The sequence below is a fragment of the Gluconacetobacter sp. genome (assembly GCF_047721585.1).
GTDB classification, from domain to species: domain Bacteria; phylum Pseudomonadota; class Alphaproteobacteria; order Acetobacterales; family Acetobacteraceae; genus Gluconacetobacter; species Gluconacetobacter dulcium.
Genome location: NZ_JBDNXE010000038.1, coordinates 13,606 through 34,724 on the forward strand (window position 1 = coordinate 13,606; position 21,119 = coordinate 34,724).

Sequence of the window (21,119 nt, forward strand, 5' to 3'; positions counted from 1 at the left end):
GTGTGTGTCGCGGGCGCCTCTGTCTAAAAAAAAGCAGACGTGCCTGAACAAGATATCTTGTCAACGGCACCGTCTTTTTTCGAGACTGGCTCCGGGCAGGCGATCAGTATTGGGAACGCGCGACGCGGCGTTGGGGAAAGACGGCACATGCGATCAGGACGGGTTTGGGTGCGAAACGGACAATTCTTGCGTGCGCGACTTCTCGGAACGGCAGTCCTGGGCGGTGTCATCGGCAGCATGGCCGGTGCGCCGGCCTTTGCCCGCACGGCGTCGGAACCCGCTACCGCATCCGCGCCCTCCGCGAAGAAGCCGGCCCATGCCTCCGCCCGCCACGGCGCGGGCCGGGCCGCCCATCCGGCAGCGGCCGCGCATGCGTCCGCCCGTCCCATCGCGGCGCCCCGCGCCGCCGAGGAGGCGGTCAATGTCGTGGCCAGTCACCATACCTCGCATGGCGCGGAAACCAGCGTCACGCGCGCGATGCTGGAATCGCAGGTCGCAGGCACCAACATCCTGAAAGCGGTGGGGCAGTTGCCGGGCGTCAGTTTCAGTTCCAGCGATCCGCTGGGTCTCGATACCTGGGGCACCAGCGTCTATGTGCGCGGCTTCTTCCAGGATTCGATCGGCATGACGCTGGATGGCGTGCCGCTGAACGACCAGACCTATGTCAGCGTCAACGGCATCAATGTCGCCGATGCCTGGATTTCCGACGATATTCAGGGCGTCGAGGTCTCGCAGGGGGCCGGCGGTGTCGATCTGCCGGGCAATTCCAGCCTCGGCGGCACGATGCGCTTCCACACCACGGACCCCAAGGACAAGATGGGGGCCAAGGCTTCGCAGGTCTTCGGCAGTTACGGCAGTCTGCGCACCTATGTCCGCGCCGACAGCGGTGCGCTCAACGCCAGCGGCACGAAATTCTACGTCGCCTACCAGCGCTCCGACGAGCGGAAATACGACGCCGCCACACCGGGTTTCATGCAGACGGTCAACGCCAAGTTTGTCCAGCCCATCGGGCACGACAGCCGCATCACCGCGTCGTTCAACTGGAACGACGCCGCGGTCTGGGGCTACGCGGACAAATCGTTGAGCATCCTGCGCAATGCCGGCTGGCGGACGGAATCCTGGGCGCCGGACTATAGGGGCGGCTACAATGCGTCCGAATATACCTACGTCAATTCCGGTCTGGTCAATTATACCGGCCCCGGCACCTATAATGTCGGCGGCACGAACCTGATCTTCCCGGCGGGTACCAGCCCGACGATCCCGGCGTCCTGGGCCTTGACGGACCAGGGTGCGGAAACCGCCTTCTATGATGCGGGGCAGGCGACGCAGGATTATTTGGGTCACATCAACGCCGACCTGGCGCTGACCGATCGTCTGCGCTGGAATACCGTGCTGTACGGCGCCGCGTTCAACGGAAATGCGACCTATGGCGCCCCCACCACGCCGTCGCCGGGCACCGGCGCTCCGCTGTCCGAGGAGGTCTGGCAGCCATCCTACCAGCGTTTCGGCTTCACCAGCGCCTTCATCTGGCAGATCGGCCACCACACCATCAATGTCGGCGGCTGGTACGAGAACAATTCCCAGCGTGCCGACCTGTTCTGGTATAACGAGCCGGTCTACGGCCAGGGCGCCCCGCTTCAGACGGTCGGCCCCTACACGACCTATGGCCCCGCCTTCCAGCAGGGGTACGGTTTCAAGTGGAACACCAACACGTTCCAGTTCCATGTCATGGATAGCTGGCGCCCCGTGGACGGGCTGACGGTGACCTACGGCTTCCGCTCGGTGCTCCAGACGACGGCGGGCGGCGCCTATTACGGCAATGTCGATGCCGGATACGGCACGGGCGTGGGGGCTGATGCCGGCCTGCCCAACGGGTCGATGACATCGTCCGCCGCCTTCCTGCCGGCCGTCAATCTCGATTATCATTTCGGCCGGGGTCACGAGGTCTATTTCGATTTCGCCGAGAACATGCGCCCCTTCATGGTGGCTCCCTCGGGCGGGTCGGTCTCGCCCTGGGCGGTCTCGTCGCAGGATACGTTCAAGCAGCTTCAGCACAGCCTGCCCAACGAACGCGATTTCAGCTATGTCGCCGGCTACCGCTATACTTCGCGCAAGATCCAGGCGTCGATCGACGGCTATCATTCCGATGCCTACAACCGCCTGATCTCGGCCTCGGTCGGTTCGCTGAACAACCCGGTCACCTCGGTGGTCAATTCGAAGCACGCGGTGATGTGGGGCATGGACGCCTCGCTGACCCTGCAACCTTTCGAGGGGCTGGCGCGCGGCCTCGCCTGGACCAACTCGATCAGCTATAACCATTTCACCTATGCCGATCACGTCAATATCTGCCCGCTGGACGGCGATTGCGACATCAAGGGCACCAAGATGGTGGCCTATCCGCCGGTGATGTACAAGACCAGCCTGTCATATGAGTACAAGGGCGCATCCGCGCATTTCGACGTAAACTATTACGGCAAGCGCTATTTCTCGTATATGAACGACACGCATATCGCGCCATACTGGATGGCCAATCTGGGCGCCAAATATCGCTTCGGCAATCTCAGCGTGCTGAAGAACGTTACCCTGGCGTTCGAGGTCTATAACCTCTTCAACCAGAAATATGTCGCGATGATGGGTGAAAACGGCTTCCCGATCGGCGGCCAGTCCGGCGATGGCGGCGACTACCAATCGCTGGAACGTGGCGCGGTGCGGGAATATTTCGGTACGATCAGCGCCGAATACTGATCAAGGCAGCGTGTCCGGGCCATACCGGCCGGACACCTCACGTTCAACAGGGGGCAGGAAAGCCGCGATGGTGGGTTGGAACATGAAGACCGCGTACCGCGCGGCGCTGGCCGCCGTCCTGGCCGCCCCGGCCGGCGCCGCCCAGGCCGCGTCGCCGGTCCTGCAGGCCGAGCAGAGCGATGTCGCGACCCTGCCGCCGGTCGGCGCGCACTGGGTCCTGCCCGCGACCGACCGGGACTCCTACACGCTGTATGACGCCGATGCCGGCAAGATCCTCGGCACCGTGCCGGCCAGCATCCTGGGCAATATCGCGCTCTCGCCCGACCGGCGGACCTTCTACGTCGCCGACACGATCTGGTCGCGCGTCGATCACGGCACGCGGCAGGACCTGATCCAGGAATACGACACCCACACCCTGGCCCTGCGGCGCGAGATCACGCTGCCGCCGCGCGCTCTGGCGGTCTATAAGGGGCAGGATTTCGATGTCAGCCCCGATGGCCGATGGGGCTACGTCTTCGACATGAGCCCGGCGACCTCGGTCACGATCGTCGATCTGGCGAAGGGCGCGGTGGCGCGCACGGTCGATATCCCCGGCTGCGCCCTGGTCTTTCCCTGGAAGCAGGACGGATTTTCCAGCCTGTGCGGCGACGGGTCGCTGACCAATGTGGGCTATGCGGGCGACAAGCCGACCGTGACCCACACGGCCCCGTTCTTCGATGCCAATAACGACCCGATCTTCGAGCAGGGACTGGTCGATCGCGCGACCGGGCGCGCGCTGTTCGTCTCCTATACCGGCAAGGTCTATGACGTGATGCTGGGTGCGAAGCCCCAGATCGCCGCGCCCTGGTCGATCCAGGCGGCCGCCGGCCAGCCCGTGGCCGGCACCGGCGTGCAGGAGCAGGCGTGGCGCCCCGGCGGCAAGCAGCCCTTCGCGTGGAACCGCGCCAGCGGGCACCTGTTCGTGCTGATGCATGTCGGCCCGCACTGGACGCACAAGACCGACGGCACCGAGGTGTGGGAGTTCGATCCCGCCCACCACACGCTGCTCCGGCGCATCGACCTGCCGCAGCCCGCACGCGGCATCGCCGTCAGCGGTGACGCCGCCCCGCTGCTCTACGCCACCTCGGCGGACGGCAACATGGCGGTGATCGACGCGCGGACCGGTGCCGTCCGCCGCACGATCGAAGCCCATTCGGAGGCCATGATCCTGGCGCCGGACCTCCTGCCGGGCCATGACGGATGACGGATGCCGCGTCGCCGATGACCGTCCTGACGTGGGCTCAGGCGCTGGACTGGCTGCTGCTGCTGGCGCTGGCGCCGGTGCTGGCGCTGCTGTTCCGGCGGATGCGCTACCTGTTTACCAAGGTGGCACCGGTCGGCGCGTTGATGACGTCCGGCGGCCCGGCCCCCGGCCAGACGCTGGCCGCATACCCGCTGCGCGCGCTGGACGGCACGGCGCTCACGGTGGGCGGGGCGCAGCCCACGGGCACCCGCACGCTGTTGCTGTTCGTGTCCGGCACCTGCCCGATCTCGCGCAAGATGCTGCCGATCGCACAGGATTTCGTGCGCCGCGAGGCCATCGAGCTGCTGTGCCTGGGCGACGATACCGATGCCATGCAGCGCGAGCTGGTGGTGCGCTTCGGCCTCGCACCGTCCCGTTTCGTCAACGACCCCGAGATCGGGCGCGTGCTCGGTATCGACAAGCTGCCCTTCGCCCTGCTGCTCGATGCGTCGGGCAGGATCGTGGCCAAGGGTCTGGTCAATAATCGTGAACATCTCGAAAGCCTGGTTGTGGCAGGGGAAACCGGCCACGTCTCGGTCCAATCCTATCTGGACGCGCGGCCCCGCGCGGCATGATCGCGCCGGTTCGCCCCGGCCTGTGGAACCTTCAGGAGTAACGCGCCAATGCCGGTTTCTTTCTTCGACACGCTGGGCGAAGCCGTGACGCGCCGGCTGGCGGCCCGATCCTCGCGGCGCGGCGTGCTGGGGCGGATGGGCGCGGCCATGGCGGTGGCGCCTGCCTTCCCGCTGCTGCCGGTGCGCCGCGCCGAAGCCGCGCCGGCCCCCGCCGCCAACCCGATCGCGACCCTGACGGATTTCGAACGGCGGGCGCAGAGCACCGACCCGACCAAGTGCAATTACTGGCGCCATTGTGCGATCGACGGCGTGCTGTGCGGCTGCTGCGGCGGCGGCATCCATACCTGCCCGCCCGGCACCCAGCCGTCGCCCGTGTCGTGGATCGGCACCTGCCGCAATCCCGACGACGGCCGCTCCTACGTCATCGCCTATCGCGACTGCTGCGGCCGCAATATCTGCGCCGCCCCGAAATCCTGCGACTGCAACACGGCCGATCGCGAAATGCCGATCTACCGTCCGCAGGCCAGCAACGACATCATCTGGTGTTTCGGCACGGCCTCCACGGCCTATCATTGCTCGACCGCCGCGATCATCGGTCAGGCCGGCTGACGGGTGGAGGCGCCGCCGGCAGGGGGGCGCCGTACGACGATGCGCCATCGGTCCCCGATCCTCTCACTGGCCGCCCTGCCGGTCCTTGCCCTGCCGGTCGTCGCCCTGTCGGTCCTCGCCCTGCTGGGCCTGGCCCGCGCGGCCCCCACAGCCGGTGCCCTGCCGGTGATTCCGGCGGTGCAGGGCCATTATCTGATGGGGTGCGGCGGCTGCCATGGCATCCAGGGCCGTTCGGGGCGCGAGGTGGTGCCCGACCTGGCGGGACAGGTAGGGTATTTCCTGTGCACGCCGGAGGGGCGGGATTATCTGGTCCGCCTGCCGAACGTGGCCTTCGCCAACCTGTCGTCGGAGGATCTGGCCCGGATGATGAATTTCGTGGTCTTCACCTTCGGCGGCGCCAGCGTTCCGGCCAACAGCCGCCCCTACAGCACGGCCGAGATCGCGGCCCTGCGGGCTCGGCCACTGCGGATGGCCGACCTGCATGGCTATCGCGATCAGGTCGTGCGCGCGGTCGTCCAGGCCTGCCCGGCGGCGGCGGGGTTGCATGGGTACGATGTGGCGCAGGCGGCGCGTGTCGGGCCGTGAGGGCAAAAGGGGCAAGAGGACAAGGCATGACAGAGATTTTCTTTCACGGGGGCCGGGCATGATCGCCCCCGCCATCCTGCCTCTGGGCGGCGCATTGCTGGCCGGGGGCATCGGCATGCTGCTGCTGGTCGCCGGCCTCGCCAAACTGCGCGATCATGACGGGTTCCTGACCACGCTGGCCGCCTACCGGCTGGTGCCCGATTCCCTGCTGGACTCCGCCGCCTGGGCGCTGGCGATCGCGGAAACCGGCGTGGGCGCGGCCCTGCTGGCCGGCGTGGCCCCCCTCTGGGCCGGTATCGGCGCGGCGCTGCTGTTCGTGCTGTTCGTGCTGGCGATGGCCATCAACCTGCTGCGCGGGCGGGCCGATCTCTCCTGCGGGTGCCTGCCCGGCATGGAATCCGCCCGCCTGTCCTGGGGCGCCGTCGCGCGCAGCACCTTGCTGGCACCGGCCGCGCTGCTGCCGGCGCTGACCGGCCTGCCCACATCCCTGCTGCTGCGCTATCAGGCGCTGGCGGCCGGCGCCTGCCTGCTGGCGCTGATCCTGGCGCTGTCGCACCTGATATCGGCCGCGCGCGGCCCGGAGGAACAATCCGCATGATGACGCTCCTGATCGTGTCGCAGGTGCTGCTGTTCGCCGCCATCGTCGCCCTGGTGCTGGTGGTGCTCGCCCTGGCGCGCCAGATCGGTATCCTGCACGAGCGCATCGCCCCGATCGGCCAGCAGCAGCCCCAGCGCGGGCTCGAAGTCGGCCAGGCGATCCCGCGCATCACCATGCGCACGCTCGACGGCACGCCCTTTCCGGTGGGCGAGCGTCTGGCGGCCGGCACCATCCGCATGCTGCTGTTCGTCGGCGCCGACTGCCCTGTCTGCAAGCGCGTGCTGCCAATCGCGCTGGACGTGGCACGCGAACGCGGCCTGGAACCCGTTCTGGTCGGCGATGGCGCGGTGCCCGAACTGGCGGCCCTGCGCGACCGTCTGGCGCTGGGCGAAGTCCCCTTCGTCACGGGTGTCGAACTCGGGCTGGTCCTGCAGGTCAGCCGCCTGCCGACCCTGGTGCTGCTGGACGATAACGGCACCATCCTGGCCCGCGACGTGGTGAACACACGCCGCCAGGTCGAGGCCCTGCTGCCCACCGTCACCGGGCACTCCGCCGCCGCATGAAAGGCCCAGTTCTGCCAAAGTGGAACAATCGACCGGTTACAGCGTTTTGCAAGCGCATGAAATGTTGCCGGAGCCGCTGTCATGAAGCTGTTTGCCTGCCAGTCCTGCAATCAGGTCCTGTTCTTCGAGAACACGGCATGTGAGCGATGCGGTCACACCCTGGGCTACCTGCCCGCGGAGAATGATCTCAGCGCGCTGGAACAGGTAGCAGGCGAGGACGGCACCTGGCGGCCGCTCTCCACGGCCGCAACGGCACCATCCTACCGGTTCTGCGCCAATGCCGCCCAGAACGCCTGCAACTGGCTGGTCCCCACCGGCGGCGATGCCTATTGCCTGGCCTGCCAGCTCAACCGCACGATTCCGGACCTCTCGGAGGACAGGCACCTGGACCAGTGGCGGAAGCTGGAAACGGCGAAACACCGGCTGGTCTATACGCTGATGCGCCTGAACCTGCCGATCGCGACCCGCCAGGAAGACCCGGAAGGCGGGCTGGCCTTCGATTTCCTGGGCGATCCGCCCGATGGCGGCAAGGTGCTGACCGGCCATCAGGACGGCCTGATCACCATCGCGCTGCGCGAGGCCGACGACGCCCAGCGCGAGGCCATGCGGGTGGAAATGGGCGAGCAATATCGCACCCTGCTGGGCCATTTCCGGCACGAGGTCGGCCATTATTATTGGAACGTTCTGGTGCGCGACGGTGGCCACCTGGACGATTTCCGCGCCCTGTTCGGGGACGAGCGCGCCGATTACCAGGCGGCGTTGCAGCATCACTATCAGGTCGGCGCGCCCCCGAACTGGCAGGACAATTTCGTCAGCGACTACGCGACCGCGCACCCGTGGGAAGATTTCGCCGAGACCTGGGCGCATTATCTGCACATCGTCTCCACGCTGGAAACCGCGCGGGCCTATGGCCTGTCGGTCGATATCCATGTGTCCGACGATCCGGCCATGCAGACCGAGGTCGCGTTCAACCCCTACGCTCCCGGCGGGTTCGAGCCGATCGCCCAGGCGTGGCTCCCGCTGACCTATGCGATCAACAGCCTGAACCGCTCGATGGGCCAGATCGATTTCTACCCGTTCGTCCTCGCCCCCCCGGCGCTGGAAAAGCTGGCCTATGTCCATAACCTGATTCACGGCACCCTGCCGGCCTGAGCGCCTGACCGAAAATGCGCGCTGGCGGCGATCCGACGCGCGTTTCCCGCGCTTCGGTGCTCACGGCCATCAAGGCCGCTCCGCTCCAATGCTCGGAAACACATTTCGGGCGCGGCCCGAAACGGGCCGCTCTCGCTCGCCATCCCACATTTTCGGTCAGGCTCTGAAAGGCCGCCCGCGAAGGCACCCTCCCGGCGATCCAACGCGCCCTTCCCGCGCTTCGGTGCTCATGGCCATCAAGGCCACTCCGCTCCGATGCTCGGAAACACATTTCGGGCGCCGCCCGAAACGGGCCGCTCTCGCTCGCCAGCGCGCATTTTCGGTCAGGCTCTGAAGGGCCGCCCGCGAAGGCACCCTCCCGGCGCTCCGACGCGCCTTTCCCGCGCTTCGGTGCCTCCGGGCATCAGGCCCACTCCACTCCGGTGTTCGAGCAGACCCGCCGGCCGTGGCGCGGTACGGCCATCACCCCGCGCAAGACCGTTTACTGTTGGCGCGGCTTCGCCCATACAACCATGCATCATGCACATGGCGCCCATCCCTGTTGACGAGATGGTTGACGGTCACGGTGGCGTCCGGCCTCACTGGCGCCGACTCCTTGGCGCGATCAGCGATCTCGGCCATCGCGAACTGCTCGAACGCAGCAGGCAGATGGCGCGTGCCCTGCACGACCAGACCGGCCCCGTCGAGGGCGCCGCCGCAGGGTGCGATCCGGTTCCCCTGCTGCTGACGGCGCAGGAATTCGCCTGCCTGTCCGAAGGCATGGTGCAGCGCGCCCGCGTGCTGGAGGCGACACTGCGCGACCTGTACGGCCCGCGTACCCTGCTGGCGGACGGTGTGCTGCCGCCCTCCCTGGTCTATCCGGCGCCGGGTTTCCTGCGCATGGGCGGCCCGGTGTCGGGCGCGTTCCTCGATTTCTACGCCATGGACCTGATTCGCGGGCCGGATGGCGCCTGGCATGTCGCGGCCGACCGGGTGGCGCGCGCCAACGGCATCGGCCAGGCGCTGGAAAACCGGCGGCAGATGACCCGGACCCTGCCGGAACTGTTCGCGGGCCGCGAGGTCCAGCCCCTCTCGCCGTTCTTCGATGCCTGGCAGGACAGCCTGCACCGCCTGCCCAACCTGTCGGACCGCAATCCCGGGCTGGCGCTGCTGACGCCGGGGCCGCGCGGCACGCTGTGGGCCGAACATGTGATCCTGGCGCGGGAACTGGGCTGCGTCCTGGCCGAAGCCGGGGATCTGGCGGTGCGCGACGGCGCGCTGTGGCTGAAGACGGTGCGCGGCCTGCGCCGGGTGGACGTGCTGCTGCTGCGCCAGGACGGATGGACGGTCGACCCCCTGGAACTGGAGGGCGGCAGCCCCCCCGGCATCGCCGGCCTGCTGGATACGGCGCGCGGCGGCGCGGTCCATCTGGTCAACCACCCGGCGGCGGGCCTGGTCGAGGCGCCGGGCCTGGCCGCCTTCATGCCGGCCCTGGCCCGCCGCCTGATCGGCGAGGACCTACGGCTGCCCGATGTCCCGGTGCGCTGGCCAGCGACATATGGGGTCGAAGCCCTGCTGGCCGATGACCGCAAGAACTGGTGGCTGCTCGACAGCGCGAGCGCCCGTGCCCCGTCCTGCCGGTTGGACCGGGCGAAGGACAGCGTGCTGGCCGCCCTCCGCCGCACCCCGGACCGCTTCGTGGCGGTCGAGGCACTGCCCCCCTCGGTCATGCCGGCGATCCAGCCCGGCGGGATCGAGCCCGGCGCGATCGTGCTGCGCCTGTTCGCCCTGTTCGACGGCAGCGGCTGGCAGGTCATGCCCGGCGGCATGGCGCGCCTGCTGCCGGATTCCGACCTGCCGCCCGGCGGCCCGATGGACCGTGCGCGCGGTCGGCACAGCATCACGAAGGATGTCTGGGTCACGGTCGAGGACAGCCGCAATCTGGTCGGTATCGCCGCCCCGCCCATGCCGGTGCTGGCCATCCGGCGCGGGCAGGGCGACCTGCCCAGCCGCGCGGCGGACGATTTCTTCTGGCTGGGCCGCTACCTGGAACAGTTGGAGGAAGCCGGGCGCGTCCTGCGGGTGCTCACCCGCCGGATCGGCCGGATCGACGGCTCCCCGCGCGAGCGGGCGGAACTGGAAACCGTGCTGCGTCTCGCGGTCCAGATCGGCCTGCTCCAGGACGAAAGCATGGCCGGAGCGGGCTTCGCGACGCAGGTGCGGGCGCTGGCCGCCGTCACGCTCGATTCCGGCCTGCCCCAGCGCCTGCTGTCCGAAATCGCCAGGGTATCGGCGGGCCTGCGCGACCGGATGACGGTCGAAACCTTCGAGACCATCGTCCACGGCACCGACACGCTGCGCACCCAGTTGCGCGAGGCGCGGGTCACAGGCGATGCCGGCCGCACGCTGGAGGCGATCGGTCGCGTCACCGACAGCCTGCTGCGCTACGGCGCGACCATTTCCGGCCTGACGGCGGAGAACATGGTGCGCAGCGGCGGCCGGCAGTTCCTCGAACTCGGCCGCCGGATCGAACGGGCCGGCGCGATCCTGGCGTCGATGGCGCTGATCCTGCGCCAGAAAGGCGTCTCCCAGCGCGGCCGGATGGAGGGCGCGCTGCGGCTGATGCTGGAACTCAGCGATTGCGCCATCACCTACCGGTCGCGCTATTTCGCGGTTTTCCAGCCCGCTCCGGTGCTGGACCTGCTGCTGCTGGATGGCGGCAATCCGCGCGGCGTGGCCAGCCAGATGGCGATGGTGGCCGAGGCCCTGGCCGATCTGGAGCCCAGCGACGGAACCGGCCTGGCCAGCGCGGCCGGCCTGGTCATGGAGCGCCTGCGCGCGGTGGTAGCCGACGTTCTGTCGGCCCCGCAGCAGGATGTCGCGGCGGCGGCGCTACCCGATCGGCTGCGTGACATCCATGCCGCGTTGCGTGATGTCGGGAAGCAGATCGCGCGGCGTTATTTCGTGGTGCTGACGTCGCCGCGCGCGGTCGGCGGCCTGCGTTCCGTCGATCGGGGCGAGGCAACGGACGAATCATGATCTATCGCGTGCGTCATCTCACCCGTTACGCCTATGGCAGCCCGGTCGATCTGGCGGCCCATATCGTGCATGTCACCCCGCGTGACCTGCCGGGGCAGGTCGTGCGCTGGACCCGGCTGGAGGTCACGCCGCCCCCGGTGCGCCGTGTCGACGGCGCCGATTATTTCGGCAACCTGATCGCGTGGCTGTATCACGAGGCCCCGCATCGCAGCTTCGACGTGCTGGCGGAATCGGAGGTCGAGGTCGCCTTCCCCGCTCCGCCACCCGAGGAAACCACCCTGAAGTGGGAAGACCTGGTCGCCCTCGCACGCGCCGGTGGCGCGCCGGCGTGGCAGGTGGCGGAATTCCTGTTCGACAGCCCGATGTGCGCGGCCAATGCGGCGGCGGGTGACTACGCGGCCCTGTCCTTCACCCCCGGCCGGTCGATCCTGGCCGCGCTGCTGGATCTGAACACGCGCATCTACACCGATTTCCGCTTTCGTGCCGGCGTCACCACCCTGTCCACGCCGGTCGAGCAGGTCCTGGCCCGGCGCGAGGGCGTCTGCCAGGATTTCACGCATCTCATGATCAGCGCGCTCCGCTGGGTCGGCATCCCGGCGCGCTACATGTCCGGCTATATCCGCACCCGCCCGCCGCCGGGGCAGGCCCGGCGCCTGGGCTCCGACCAGTCCCACGCCTGGGTCGGCGCGTGGCTTGGCCCGGCCCATGGCTGGATCGGCCTCGACCCCACCAATGGCATCGTGATGCGCGACGAGCACGTCGTTCTGGGCTGGGGGCGCGACTACGCCGATATCAGCCCGGTGCACGGGCTGATCCTGGGCGGCGGCAATGACGAGCTGACGGTCGGCGTGGATCTGGTGCCGGCCGATGAGTGGGAAGACCCGCCGCCCGACCCCGTCTGATGCCGGGTCAGTGGGTTCCGGACGTCTTCAGGCCGGATTCGAAGCCCATGCTCTGCCAGGCTTCCTTCTGGTTCTTCGGGCGATGCTTGCCCCCGCCGCAGGCGGCAACCGAGAAAACGAGGGCCGCCAGGCCAATAAACCGCATCGTCTGGAACAAAGGGGGCCTCCTGCCAGATATCCGCCGCGCGGAGACTGGATAAAAGAATATCCCGGTCGTCTGCCGATCAGGCAATGCGCCCACGCATCGCGGCACGGCCGAGACCGAAACCGTTCATAGCAGACATCCCGGCTCACGCGGAAGAGATGGTGCCGGGCTTTCCCTGGCGGGGAAACGGGCCGATATAACCCGACGCAACGATTTCACGTCACGGAACGGGCAGCAGGGCACGATGCTGGACATTTTTATCACCGACATGCACACGCTTCATGCCGTTGCCGACCTGCGGCAGACGGTGCGCGGCTGGAAGCGAAACGGGCTGACGGTCGGGCTGGTGCCGACAATGGGGGCGCTGCATGACGGCCATCTCAGCCTGGTCCGCGCCGCCCTGCGCGCGACCGACCGCGTGATCGTCTCGATCTTCGTCAATCCGACCCAGTTCGATAACCCGGCCGATCTCGAAACCTATCCGCGCGTCATGGAAGAGGACACGCGCCTGCTGGCGAAAGCCGGCGCGCATGTGCTGTACGCCCCCACGGTGGCCGACATGTATCCCGCCGGCTTCGCCACCACCGTCTCGGTGCGCGGCGTGTCCGAGGGCCTGTGCGGCGGCCACCGCCCCGGCCATTTCGACGGCGTGGCGACGGTGGTGTGCAAGCTGTTCCTGCAAAGCCAGGCCGACGCGGCCTTTTTCGGCGAGAAGGATTTCCAGCAGGTGCATGTCGTCCGCCGGATGGCCACGGATCTGGATATTCCGATCCGGGTGGAAGCCTGCCCGACCCGGCGCGAGGCCGACGGGCTGGCGATGTCGTCCCGCAACCGGCGCCTCACCGGCCCCGGTGACCGCGATCGTGCCCGCGCCTTGCCTCAGGCCCTGGCGGACGCGGCCCGCGCCATTGCGGGGGGGCAGCCCGCCGGCCCGGTCCTCGCGGCAACGCGCGAACACCTGCTGGCGGCCGGCTTCAGCGATGTCGAATATCTGGAATTACGGCGCGAAGCCGACCTGGCGCCGCTGGCAGGCTTCAACGGCCAGCCGGCGCGGCTGCTGGCGGCCGCATGGCTGGCCGGGGTGCGGCTGATTGATAACGTGCCGGTTCTCGCCGCCGGCACGTAACCGCACCAGCAGGTTCCGGAAATCAGGCGTCGAGCGAGCGGGCTTCGTCGGGCAGCATGATGGGAATGCCGTCGCGGATCGGGAAGGCGAGGCCGGCTTGCCGGCTGATCAGTTCCCCGGCTTCGCGGTCATAGATCAGCGGCCCCTTGGTCACGGGACAGACCAGGATCGACAGCAGGCGCGGGTCCAGAGGGGGCTGGGCGGTTTCGGTCATCGGCTGGTCTCCTGTACGCATGGCCGGTGGCGGAGGCGGGGCATCAGGCGCGGCGAGGGTAGCGCCTCACGCCGATGGTGGGTCAGATGCATCGTCGCCGGGCTCATGTCCAGCCAGTTCCAGCAGCGTCTGCAATGTCTGCGCCCGGTCGTTCAGCGAGGCGGATTCGAGCAGCGCCTGCTTTTCGGCGGCCGGAAAGGGGCAGATCATCGGCAGCGTGATCAGCAGCGTCTCGTCATCCATCTGGTCGATCACGTTCCAGCGCGTGCCGAACCCCCGCAGGCTGCAATAGCGCCGCAGCGCCGTCAGCATGCGGCTGCGGTCGAAGAACAGGTCGGCGCCGTCGGTCAGGTCGCAGGCGAAGGACGACACGTCGATCCTGGCCCGCCGATACCCGCGATGCAGGCCGGTCTCCCGCAGCAGCCGAAAGCGCGCCAGTCCGGTCAGTGTCACGGCATAGGTGCCATCGGCCCGTTCGGTCAGCGAGGTCACGCGGCCGACGGCGCCGATCGTGTACAGCGGCGGAAAAGGGTTCTCGCCGTCTCCGTCATCAACCCCGTCGCTGCCCTCGTCCTCCATGGCATCGTCACGCGGCTGAATCATCCCGACCAGCCGGTTCCCCGCCAGCGCATCCTCCAGCAGCGCGACATAGCGCGGCTCGAAGACATTCAGCGGCAGCTTGCCCCGAGGCAGCAGCAGCACCTCGCGCAGCGGGAACAGCCCCAGCTCGGCCGGCATATCCGCCAGTGTCATGTCCCGCAGGCGCGGGACGGCACGCGGCACGTCGTCGCCGATCAATGCGCGCAAGCCCTGGGGGCGCACGTCACGAGAACAGCAGCGAGGACATGCGGCGCCGCGCCTGCAAGGTAGCCGGGTCGTCATGCCCCCAGGCTTCGAACAGCCGGATCAGTTGCAGCCGCGCGGCATCGTCATTCCAGCCGCGGTCCTGGCGCATGATGGTCAGCAATTCGTCAGCGGCTTCCTGGCGCAGGCCGGCCGCGTTCAGCGCCGCCGCCAGTTCGTAGCGTGCTTCATGGTCGGCCGGGTTGGCGGCCAGACGCTTGCGCAGGTCCTCGGCTTCCTCGGCGGCCTTGCGGCCTTCGCGCTTCAGGTCCAGGGCCGCGCGGGCGCCGGTAATTTCGGCATGGTCGGCGATCTTGGCGGGCACGTCGGCCAGGGCGGCCTCGGCGGCTTCCTCGTCCCCCATCACGATCAGGGCGCGTGCCAGACCACCCCAGGCGGCCGGGTTCTCGGGCTCGATCTCGATGGTCTGGGAATACAGCCCCGCCGCTTCCTCGGCGCTGCCGGCGTCCAGCGCGGCGCGGGCGGCGGCGATCAGTTCCGCGGCCGGCATGGCCCCGCCGCCGGCGGCCTGAAGCAGGCCCTCGACAAAGCGCTTGATCTCGCTTTCCGGCTGCGCGCCCTGAAACAGGTCGAGGATCTGTCCCTGCCAGAAGGCGGCCACCAGCGGAATCGATTGCAGCGGCAGCCCCACCTGCGTGAGCTGCTGGGCCAGGGCGCGGTTGGCGTCGACATCGATCTTGACCAGCTTGACCCGACCACCCGCCGAACGGACGATCTTTTCCAGCACGGGCGTCAGCTGCTTGCACGGCCCGCACCATGTGGCCCAGAAATCCACCAGCACAGGCATGGTACGGCTGGCTTCCAGCACGTCCTGCATGAAGCTGTCCTGGGTGCCGTCGATGATCATTTCCGCGCCATTGGCGGCGTGGCCGGCATGGCCGGCGGCTGCGGTTCCCACTGCCGGGGCCCCTGCTGCGTCGACCAGACCGCCTGCCGGCCGTTGCGCTGCGCGGGACTGACCGATGATGTACTCCATGAAAACCGATCCTGCCTGTTTTATCGCGTTTTATCGTGCTCTATCGCCGGGCTTGCCCGGCCTCATGCTGACCTTAACATTGTCATCGCCTTCCTGTCTCACAAGCGGCAATGCACCCCTGTCATAAAAAACACCGAAGATGATTTTCCCCTCTTGTCAGTCGATCCGCTTTCCCTTAAACCCCCGTTCACCGACACGGTGAGCGGGCGTAGCTCAGGGGTAGAGCACAACCTTGCCAAGGTTGGGGTCGTGGGTTCGAATCCCATCGCCCGCTCCAGATTTTCCAAGGAAAATCAGGCGGTTAAAGACGTTCCTTCGGGGCCGTTTTTTGTTTACAGTGTGCCGTAGCACAGGAATGTAAGCATTTTGTAAGCAGCCCGGAGCAAATCGGGGGTGGCTACGGCGTAGCGTGCCGAATCCCGTGGCACACATCGTCAGGATGTTCGGGCGGGTGATGTTCATAAGTAGAACAGCGCTCTTGAACGAGATGCCGGCTAACAAGAGTATGGCAAAGGCCGTCATGCCTGTGCTCCTGGCCGTTTCGCGATGCTCGTGACCCATGCATGCAGGGCGGAGGCCTCGTCTGGCAATGCCAGCTTCAGTCGGCTACGGGCGAAATCCAGCGTGACGAACGCGGTGATGTCAGCGATCGAGAAGGCATTGCCCGCGACATAGGGTACATCGCGCAGCCGGGTGTCCAGATCGGCCATGAAATCGGCCAGCCTCTGACGGCCGCGCGCGGTAAGCTCGGGGATTTGCGCATAGCCGTGTGGTCCGACCAGTGCGCGGCCCGACAGTCCCGGCAGGCTGTTCCGTACGGCTTCCATCGCGGCAAGATAGCCGTCGATCTCCATGCGCCGGTCCCACATGCCGATGATGGCGCGTTGTTCTCGCGTCGCGCCCATCAGAGGGGGATCGGGATGCAACTCCTCCAGATAACGGCAGATGACGGGCACCTCGCTGATCGCGGTGCCGTCGTCCAGTTCCAGGACGGGAACGGTGCAGGAGGGGTTAAGGAGGCGGAACGTGGGCGCGAACTGCTCGTGCTTCGCCAGATCAACTGTAACGATAGGAATCGTCAGCCCTTTCTCGGCGATGAAGAAGCGCACACGCCGTGGATTGGGGGCGGTGGGGTAGTCGTAAAGCTTCATGGCAATGCTGCGCGCGGGTGATGAGAGGGCGGAGACTCCGACTGTTCCCGGATGGTCGCGAGCATGCGGCGGCGGATCAGGCCGCTGACCGGGCGGATCAGATACCAATAGGGCGTGAAGCGACGCCTGGCCCGGTCCATGGCGCAAAACACGCGGGTTTCCGTCACCAGCAACTGGGTACCGTGTGGTCCCGGCTGGATGGAGAAGCCCAGAGCGAGCTTGCAGACGTCATCATGGCAAGGGGTGAGAAAAGCGTCCGTTGTGGGAATGTCGCACAATCCGTAATCCGCCCGCCAGAACGCGCCGACGAGGCCGTAGACCAGGGCGGCATCGCCTCGCCGTTCCAGCAGCGTGAAGTCGGTGAGGTCCAGATTCCGTTGCCGCGCATGGCCTAACAGCCGGGCGGGCATTTCGCGCAGGCGGATGGCGGCACGAACCAGCGGATCGTCCTGATTCCGCCATGCAGCCACCGCGTTCATGATGCGACTGGCCGGGGCGGAGATATCGACACTGTGTCGCTCGCTGAAATCGAAGCGCGGGATGAATTCGTCCAATAGGTTCATCATGCTTCCATTTCTCTTCGGCGAGGTGGTACATTAGCGCACTATGCCACAAGAGCATTTTGCACCGCAGCGCGGATATTGCGATGGCTTCATGGCGAAGGCAGAGAGTAACGTCATAATATATCGTGAACGAATTATTGTTGCAGACTTGAAAGCACAATGACTGGATTTTGGCAGGTCATGCCGAAGGTCTTCAAAAAATCGGGATAGACAGAAAATGTCGGTTCGGCGACCACCTCTCGATCTGCGGGAATTGCTGTTCGTGCGTGTCATCGCGAGGGAGGGAAGTATCCATGGAGCCGCACGGGCGCTGGGAGGCAAACAATCTGCCGTAAGCCGGTCCTTGCGGTTACTGGAAGAGCGACTTGGCGTCTCCCTTTTTCGACGCACGTCGAGCGGTGCCCGGCTCACCCCGGCGGGAGTTGCCTTTCTGCGAGAGGCTGAGAAGTTGCTCGATGGAACAGTCGGACTGTACGAGCGCACGCGGCGTTGGAGCCGGGGCGAGACCGGCGTCATCTCCGTGGGCGTCCAGGGCAGCATCCCACCCGGCCGGATCTCGGCGATACTGGAGTCGTACAGCCTTGCGCAACCCGGTATCTCCTTCACTTATCGGGATAATGCGAAAAAAGAACTGCTCCAGGCCCTGGAACAGGAAGAGATCGACCTCGCGATAATGACGCTGCCCTTGCCCGGCAGCATGGCGGCCACGATCCCGCTCTGGAGCGATCGTGTCGTTGCGATCATGCCGGTCGAACATCCGATCGCACAGGTCGGAACCGCGTCATGGGCCGAGTTGCACGACGGAATCTTTCTGATCGGGAAGGATGATACCGGCGACGAACTGCTCGCGCTCCTGATGCGCAAGATGCGGCAGGCGGGATTTGTTCCTGTGACACGTCAGGAGGCGGTCAGAAGCCTGCGGGTCGTCGCATTGGCAGCAAATGGAAGTGGCATTGCCCTATTGCCGGATGCCTGGCTGGGCTTTCTGCCCGCTGCCATCCGGGAGCGGATCGCTGTAGTGGAAGTCATCGACGGGGACGGGTTTTCCCACTTCGCGTATGGCGCGGCCTGGCACCGTGAGCGCTGCCCACCGGCCGCGAGAACAGTCATTCGTTTTCTGGAGCAGCAGGCGGCTGCGTTTTAACGGCTGCCCGCCGTGGCCCCTGCCGGAGCTTTCGGAACGCGCGGTCGGATGTGATAAAGCCACGGATCATGTGCGGCACGAGACGGGCAGGCTCGACGGGCTGGCCGTTCTGGCTGACCAGGGCAGCATAAGTGACGAGATCGCGATGAAGGTCCGCAGGCAGGTCCACGGTGACGCGGACCGGCTTTTCGTCGGGAATTTCGGTGATGCGCAGCTTCGTCATGGAGCCGGTTCCTTTGGGTGCCAGGGTTTCAGGACAAGGTCGCGATTCAGGATAAGCGTGAACGGCAGGCCCGGGCGGTCTGTCAGCGTCGGCTGAATATTCAGGCTGCGATCAATCAGCCGGTTGCCGACCATAGAAAACCCGTTGCTCGCGCCGGAGCGGATGGCCTGCATCAGGTTGTTCTCGTTCCATGACGTCCCGGCCTCGGAGCCCACGCTGAGGAGGGTCGTGACGAGGGCCGCCTTGAACAGTTGCCCCCAATGATTGTTCACCTCATCGGACAGGCCAGACTGGCCGATGGCGTCGCCACCGGGCAGCTTTTCCAGGACGAGGCTTTCGCCATTCGGATAGATCAGCCGCGTCCAGATGATCTGGGTGCGCTGCTGCCCGAAGGAAATGCCGCTGTTATAGGCTCCGAACAGGGTGCTACCCTGCGGGACGAGCAAGAACCGGCCTGTCGGACTGTCATAGACGTTCTGGGTCACATGCCCCACGATCTGGCCGGGCAGATCGGAACTGATCTTCGTGTTCAGCGCGTCGGCAATGACGGTCCCGGCCTGGAGCATATAGGGCGAGGCGGGAGATACGATCCGGTCCGGGCTGACCGTCGCGCGATCCGGCTGACCTGCCAGAAAGGCGCGATTGCCGGTCTGCTGGTCGGGGCCGGTCGGTGATGCCTGTGCTCCGGGAGCGGTGGCCATGACCGGAATCGTCTGCGCAGCCTGGCCCTCCCGCGCCTCGATCTGCGCGAAGAGCCTGCTGGTGCGTGCCGCCTCGATCTCCTGATCGCCACGCCGGTCTCCCATGCCGGAAACCGGTCCCGCGCGACCGTTCCGCTGTGCATCGAGGATCGGCTTGCCGAGATCGCCGGGCAAAGGCGGCCCGAGTTTCGGGGTGGCGGTATAGTCATTGGGGAGTGCGGCCAGCCCGTCGGCCGAGGGGCGGGTGTCGGTGTCCTGTGCCCCCTGGAGCGGCCCCTTCTGCGCACCATTTTGCAGCGCGTAGCCCAGCGCAAGACCGATCGCGAGCATCCCCGCACCACCCAGCGTCCAGATGACGGGGCGCGAGAGCCGGACCACCGGCGGACGCTGCGCGCGCAGCCGCAGATCGGGAGAGGGCGGCGGGGATGATGGTCCTGTTCCGCTTCCGCTTGTGGTGGCTCCCGTATTCCCTTCCGGGCGCTCTTCCGCGCCGCTCATGACTTCCTGCCATCCGTGCGCACGATCCGTACCCGCTGCTCGGAATGCCTGTCGCCCAGCCGCAATTCGGCGGCGGCAAACAGGCGATCGACGATCATCCAGTTCTGCCGGACGCGGTAGTTCACCAATTCCGGCCCGCCATCGGCCCCCAACACGAACAGCGGCGGCAGTTCGCCCTGCCCGATACCGGACGGAAACGCGATATAGACCTTGTGGCCATCGTCAAACGCCCGGCTGGGCAGCCAGGGCGGCGTGCCACCTTTCACCGGCTGAATAGCGTAACGGAAATTCAGCGCATTCAGATCCAGCCCCGCATCCACCGGGGCTGCATCATCGGCGTCGCTGTCCTGCCGATGCAGGGCAATCAGGTCGTCCTCGGGATAATCCCAGGACACCGACGCCATATAGGTCGTGGGTGTCGCCCGCAGTTCGGCAAGGTAGCTCCTCCGGTCGGTATTGACGATCAGATTGGTGATGAGATCCGGTCGCGTCGGCTTGACCAGGATATGCACGCGCCTGGTCGTGCCCGCGCCACTGGTGGTATCGCCGACGATCCAGCGCACGGTATCACCCACCGCGACCGGGCCGGTACCCACCAGTTTTTCACCCGGCTGGAGCATAACGTCGGTGATCTCGCCGGGCGAAGCATAGACCTGATAGAGCGCTCCCGCGCTGTAGGGGTAAACCTGCACCGCGTTCACGTAACCGGCCCGCGTCGGCTGGATGCGAGCGGCAAGATTGGCCTGGGTCACGCGCACGGTAGGGTCAGCCGCCTCGGGCACGACATGGGTACGCCGTAAGGGCGGAAGCGGCTTGAGCTGGCCCGGCAGCGGGAGTGGCTGTGGCACCTCCGCCACCCGCACAGGCTTCGGCGGATCAGGCAGGAGCGTGGCCTGGGCCGCGTCGTCATATCGTATGACGGGTGGATGGTACTGTTGCGCGCAACCCGCCAGGGGCAGGGTTAGCAACGGCAAAGCACGAAGAGCGCGACGGATCATTGCCCGAGTTCCTTCGACCAGTTGATGGCAGAGACGTAGATTCCGAGCGGGTTTTTCCGCAGATGATCCGCGTCGCGCGGGGTGCGCAGAACAACCGAGACGATGGCGGTCCAGCGTTCGGTGCCGGTGAACGCGCCGTCACGGTAATGGCGCTCCGTCCAGGCCACCCGGAAACTTCCGGGAGAGGCCCGGATCACCGAGGCGATGTCCAGCTCGACCTGCTCGTGCCCGATCCGCGAAAACGGATCATTCAGGCGGGCATAATCATTGAGGGCCACAGCGCCGGACGTGGTGGTGAAATCATAGGCGCGCAGCCAGTTCTGCCGGACAACCACGGCATCCGAAGACAGGGACCGCACGTCATGGACGAACTGCGCCAGATACCAGGCGATCTGCGGATCGGCGGGCATGTAGCCGGACGTGGCCGGGGCAACGACCTGCGCCTGCCCCAGCCGGTCCACCTGCACGACCCACGGCGTGATGGTGC

22 protein-coding genes, 1 tRNA gene and 1 pseudogene are annotated in these 21,119 nt (G+C 66.8%); 14 read left to right on the forward strand and 10 right to left on the reverse strand.

Annotation, left to right across the window (positions count from 1 at the left end; genetic code table 11):
- Positions 1 to 186 precede the first annotated feature (186 nt).
- From ABF821_RS09240 to ABF821_RS09285, 10 genes are all read left to right on the forward strand, one after another.
- Positions 187 to 2,745, forward strand: a complete 2,559-nt coding sequence (locus tag ABF821_RS09240; protein ID WP_259654767.1) for a TonB-dependent receptor — start codon at positions 187 to 189, stop codon at positions 2,743 to 2,745.
- 82 nt (positions 2,746 to 2,827) lie between these two features.
- On the forward strand, positions 2,828 to 3,988 hold the full coding sequence (locus ABF821_RS09245) for an amine dehydrogenase large subunit (protein WP_415529799.1): 1,161 nt from the start codon (positions 2,828 to 2,830) through the stop codon (positions 3,986 to 3,988).
- Between the two features lie 17 nt (positions 3,989 to 4,005).
- Positions 4,006 to 4,602, forward strand: coding sequence for a methylamine utilization protein MauD (locus ABF821_RS09250; RefSeq protein WP_415529800.1), 597 nt, complete (start codon positions 4,006 to 4,008; stop codon positions 4,600 to 4,602).
- A gap of 48 nt (positions 4,603 to 4,650) precedes the next feature.
- Entirely contained in the window at positions 4,651 to 5,211 is a 561-nt protein-coding gene (locus ABF821_RS09255) for a methylamine dehydrogenase light chain (protein ID WP_183009633.1), read from the forward strand.
- Between the two features lie 39 nt (positions 5,212 to 5,250).
- Positions 5,251 to 5,796, forward strand: a complete 546-nt coding sequence (locus tag ABF821_RS09260) for a hypothetical protein (protein WP_415529801.1) — start codon at positions 5,251 to 5,253, stop codon at positions 5,794 to 5,796.
- A 58-nt stretch (positions 5,797 to 5,854) separates the two neighbouring features.
- Entirely contained in the window at positions 5,855 to 6,394 is a 540-nt protein-coding gene (locus ABF821_RS09265; protein WP_182974025.1) for a MauE/DoxX family redox-associated membrane protein, read from the forward strand.
- Positions 6,391 to 6,957, forward strand: coding sequence for an alkyl hydroperoxide reductase (locus tag ABF821_RS09270; RefSeq protein WP_415529802.1), 567 nt, complete (start codon positions 6,391 to 6,393; stop codon positions 6,955 to 6,957). Before ABF821_RS09265 ends, ABF821_RS09270 begins: the two co-directional genes overlap by 4 nt.
- An 81-nt stretch (positions 6,958 to 7,038) precedes the next feature.
- Positions 7,039 to 8,109, forward strand: a complete 1,071-nt coding sequence (locus ABF821_RS09275; protein WP_415529803.1) for a putative zinc-binding metallopeptidase — start codon at positions 7,039 to 7,041, stop codon at positions 8,107 to 8,109.
- A gap of 525 nt (positions 8,110 to 8,634) precedes the next feature.
- Complete coding sequence (locus ABF821_RS09280) at positions 8,635 to 11,127, forward strand: circularly permuted type 2 ATP-grasp protein (protein ID WP_415529804.1); 2,493 nt, start codon at positions 8,635 to 8,637, stop codon at positions 11,125 to 11,127.
- On the forward strand, positions 11,124 to 12,029 hold the full coding sequence (locus ABF821_RS09285; protein WP_415529805.1) for a transglutaminase family protein: 906 nt from the start codon (positions 11,124 to 11,126) through the stop codon (positions 12,027 to 12,029). The genes ABF821_RS09280 and ABF821_RS09285 overlap by 4 nt, the downstream gene beginning before the upstream one ends.
- A gap of 7 nt (positions 12,030 to 12,036) precedes the next feature.
- Here the strand turns inward: ABF821_RS09285 and ABF821_RS09290 are convergent, their stop codons facing one another.
- Positions 12,037 to 12,186, reverse strand: a complete 150-nt coding sequence (locus ABF821_RS09290; RefSeq protein WP_415529806.1) for a hypothetical protein — start codon at positions 12,184 to 12,186, stop codon at positions 12,037 to 12,039.
- Between the two features lie 232 nt (positions 12,187 to 12,418).
- Between ABF821_RS09290 and panC the strand changes: the two genes are divergently transcribed.
- A complete protein-coding gene (gene panC, locus ABF821_RS09295) occupies positions 12,419 to 13,300 on the forward strand; it encodes a pantoate--beta-alanine ligase (protein ID WP_246401988.1) in 882 nt (293 codons plus the stop codon).
- Between the two features lie 22 nt (positions 13,301 to 13,322).
- On the opposite strand, the gene ABF821_RS09300 is transcribed toward panC, so the two are convergent.
- The 3 genes from ABF821_RS09300 to ABF821_RS09310 form a co-directional block, all read right to left on the reverse strand.
- Positions 13,323 to 13,514 carry a Trm112 family protein gene (locus ABF821_RS09300; RefSeq protein ID WP_114729276.1) on the reverse strand — a complete coding sequence of 64 codons (192 nt, stop codon included), beginning with the start codon at positions 13,512 to 13,514 and terminating at the stop codon, positions 13,323 to 13,325.
- Positions 13,515 to 13,580: 66 nt separating this feature from the next.
- A complete protein-coding gene (locus ABF821_RS09305) occupies positions 13,581 to 14,267 on the reverse strand; it encodes an LON peptidase substrate-binding domain-containing protein (RefSeq protein ID WP_415529810.1) in 687 nt (228 codons plus the stop codon).
- A 70-nt stretch (positions 14,268 to 14,337) separates the two neighbouring features.
- Positions 14,338 to 15,354 (reverse strand): tetratricopeptide repeat protein, encoded by a 1,017-nt coding sequence (locus ABF821_RS09310; protein ID WP_415529807.1) that lies wholly within the window; start codon positions 15,352 to 15,354, stop codon positions 14,338 to 14,340.
- Between the two features lie 202 nt (positions 15,355 to 15,556).
- On the opposite strand from ABF821_RS09310, the gene ABF821_RS09315 reads away from it, so the two are divergent.
- Positions 15,557 to 15,631 (forward strand) — tRNA-Gly (locus ABF821_RS09315).
- Between the two features lie 241 nt (positions 15,632 to 15,872).
- Here ABF821_RS09315 and ABF821_RS09320 read toward each other — a convergent pair.
- Positions 15,873 to 16,505: a glutathione S-transferase family protein gene (locus tag ABF821_RS09320; RefSeq protein WP_010516374.1), complete on the reverse strand. Its 633-nt coding sequence runs from the start codon at positions 16,503 to 16,505 to the stop codon at positions 15,873 to 15,875.
- Positions 16,502 to 17,071, reverse strand: a complete 570-nt coding sequence (locus ABF821_RS09325; protein WP_010516376.1) for a hypothetical protein — start codon at positions 17,069 to 17,071, stop codon at positions 16,502 to 16,504. Before ABF821_RS09325 ends, ABF821_RS09320 begins: the two co-directional genes overlap by 4 nt.
- A gap of 214 nt (positions 17,072 to 17,285) precedes the next feature.
- Here ABF821_RS09325 and ABF821_RS09330 point away from each other — a divergent pair.
- A pseudogene (locus ABF821_RS09330) lies at positions 17,286 to 17,477 on the forward strand (helix-turn-helix domain-containing protein); the annotation flags it as partial.
- A 39-nt stretch (positions 17,478 to 17,516) separates the two neighbouring features.
- Positions 17,517 to 18,212, forward strand: a complete 696-nt coding sequence (locus ABF821_RS09335) for a LysR family substrate-binding domain-containing protein (RefSeq protein ID WP_415529811.1) — start codon at positions 17,517 to 17,519, stop codon at positions 18,210 to 18,212.
- On the opposite strand, the gene ABF821_RS09340 is transcribed toward ABF821_RS09335, so the two are convergent.
- The 4 genes from ABF821_RS09340 to trbF all read right to left on the reverse strand — a co-directional run.
- Positions 18,175 to 18,435, reverse strand: coding sequence for a DUF2274 domain-containing protein (locus ABF821_RS09340; RefSeq protein ID WP_010667185.1), 261 nt, complete (start codon positions 18,433 to 18,435; stop codon positions 18,175 to 18,177). The two genes, ABF821_RS09335 and ABF821_RS09340, sit on opposite strands and share 38 nt — an antisense overlap.
- Entirely contained in the window at positions 18,432 to 19,634 is a 1,203-nt protein-coding gene (locus tag ABF821_RS09345; protein WP_415529808.1) for a TrbI/VirB10 family protein, read from the reverse strand. The genes ABF821_RS09340 and ABF821_RS09345 overlap by 4 nt, the downstream gene beginning before the upstream one ends.
- Positions 19,631 to 20,632: a P-type conjugative transfer protein TrbG gene (trbG, locus tag ABF821_RS09350; RefSeq protein ID WP_029329730.1), complete on the reverse strand. Its 1,002-nt coding sequence runs from the start codon at positions 20,630 to 20,632 to the stop codon at positions 19,631 to 19,633. The genes ABF821_RS09345 and trbG overlap by 4 nt, the downstream gene beginning before the upstream one ends.
- Positions 20,629 to 21,119: conjugal transfer protein TrbF (gene trbF, locus ABF821_RS09355; protein ID WP_415529809.1), on the reverse strand; the 491-nt coding region annotated here is incomplete at its 5' end. The genes trbF and trbG, both read right to left, overlap by 4 nt.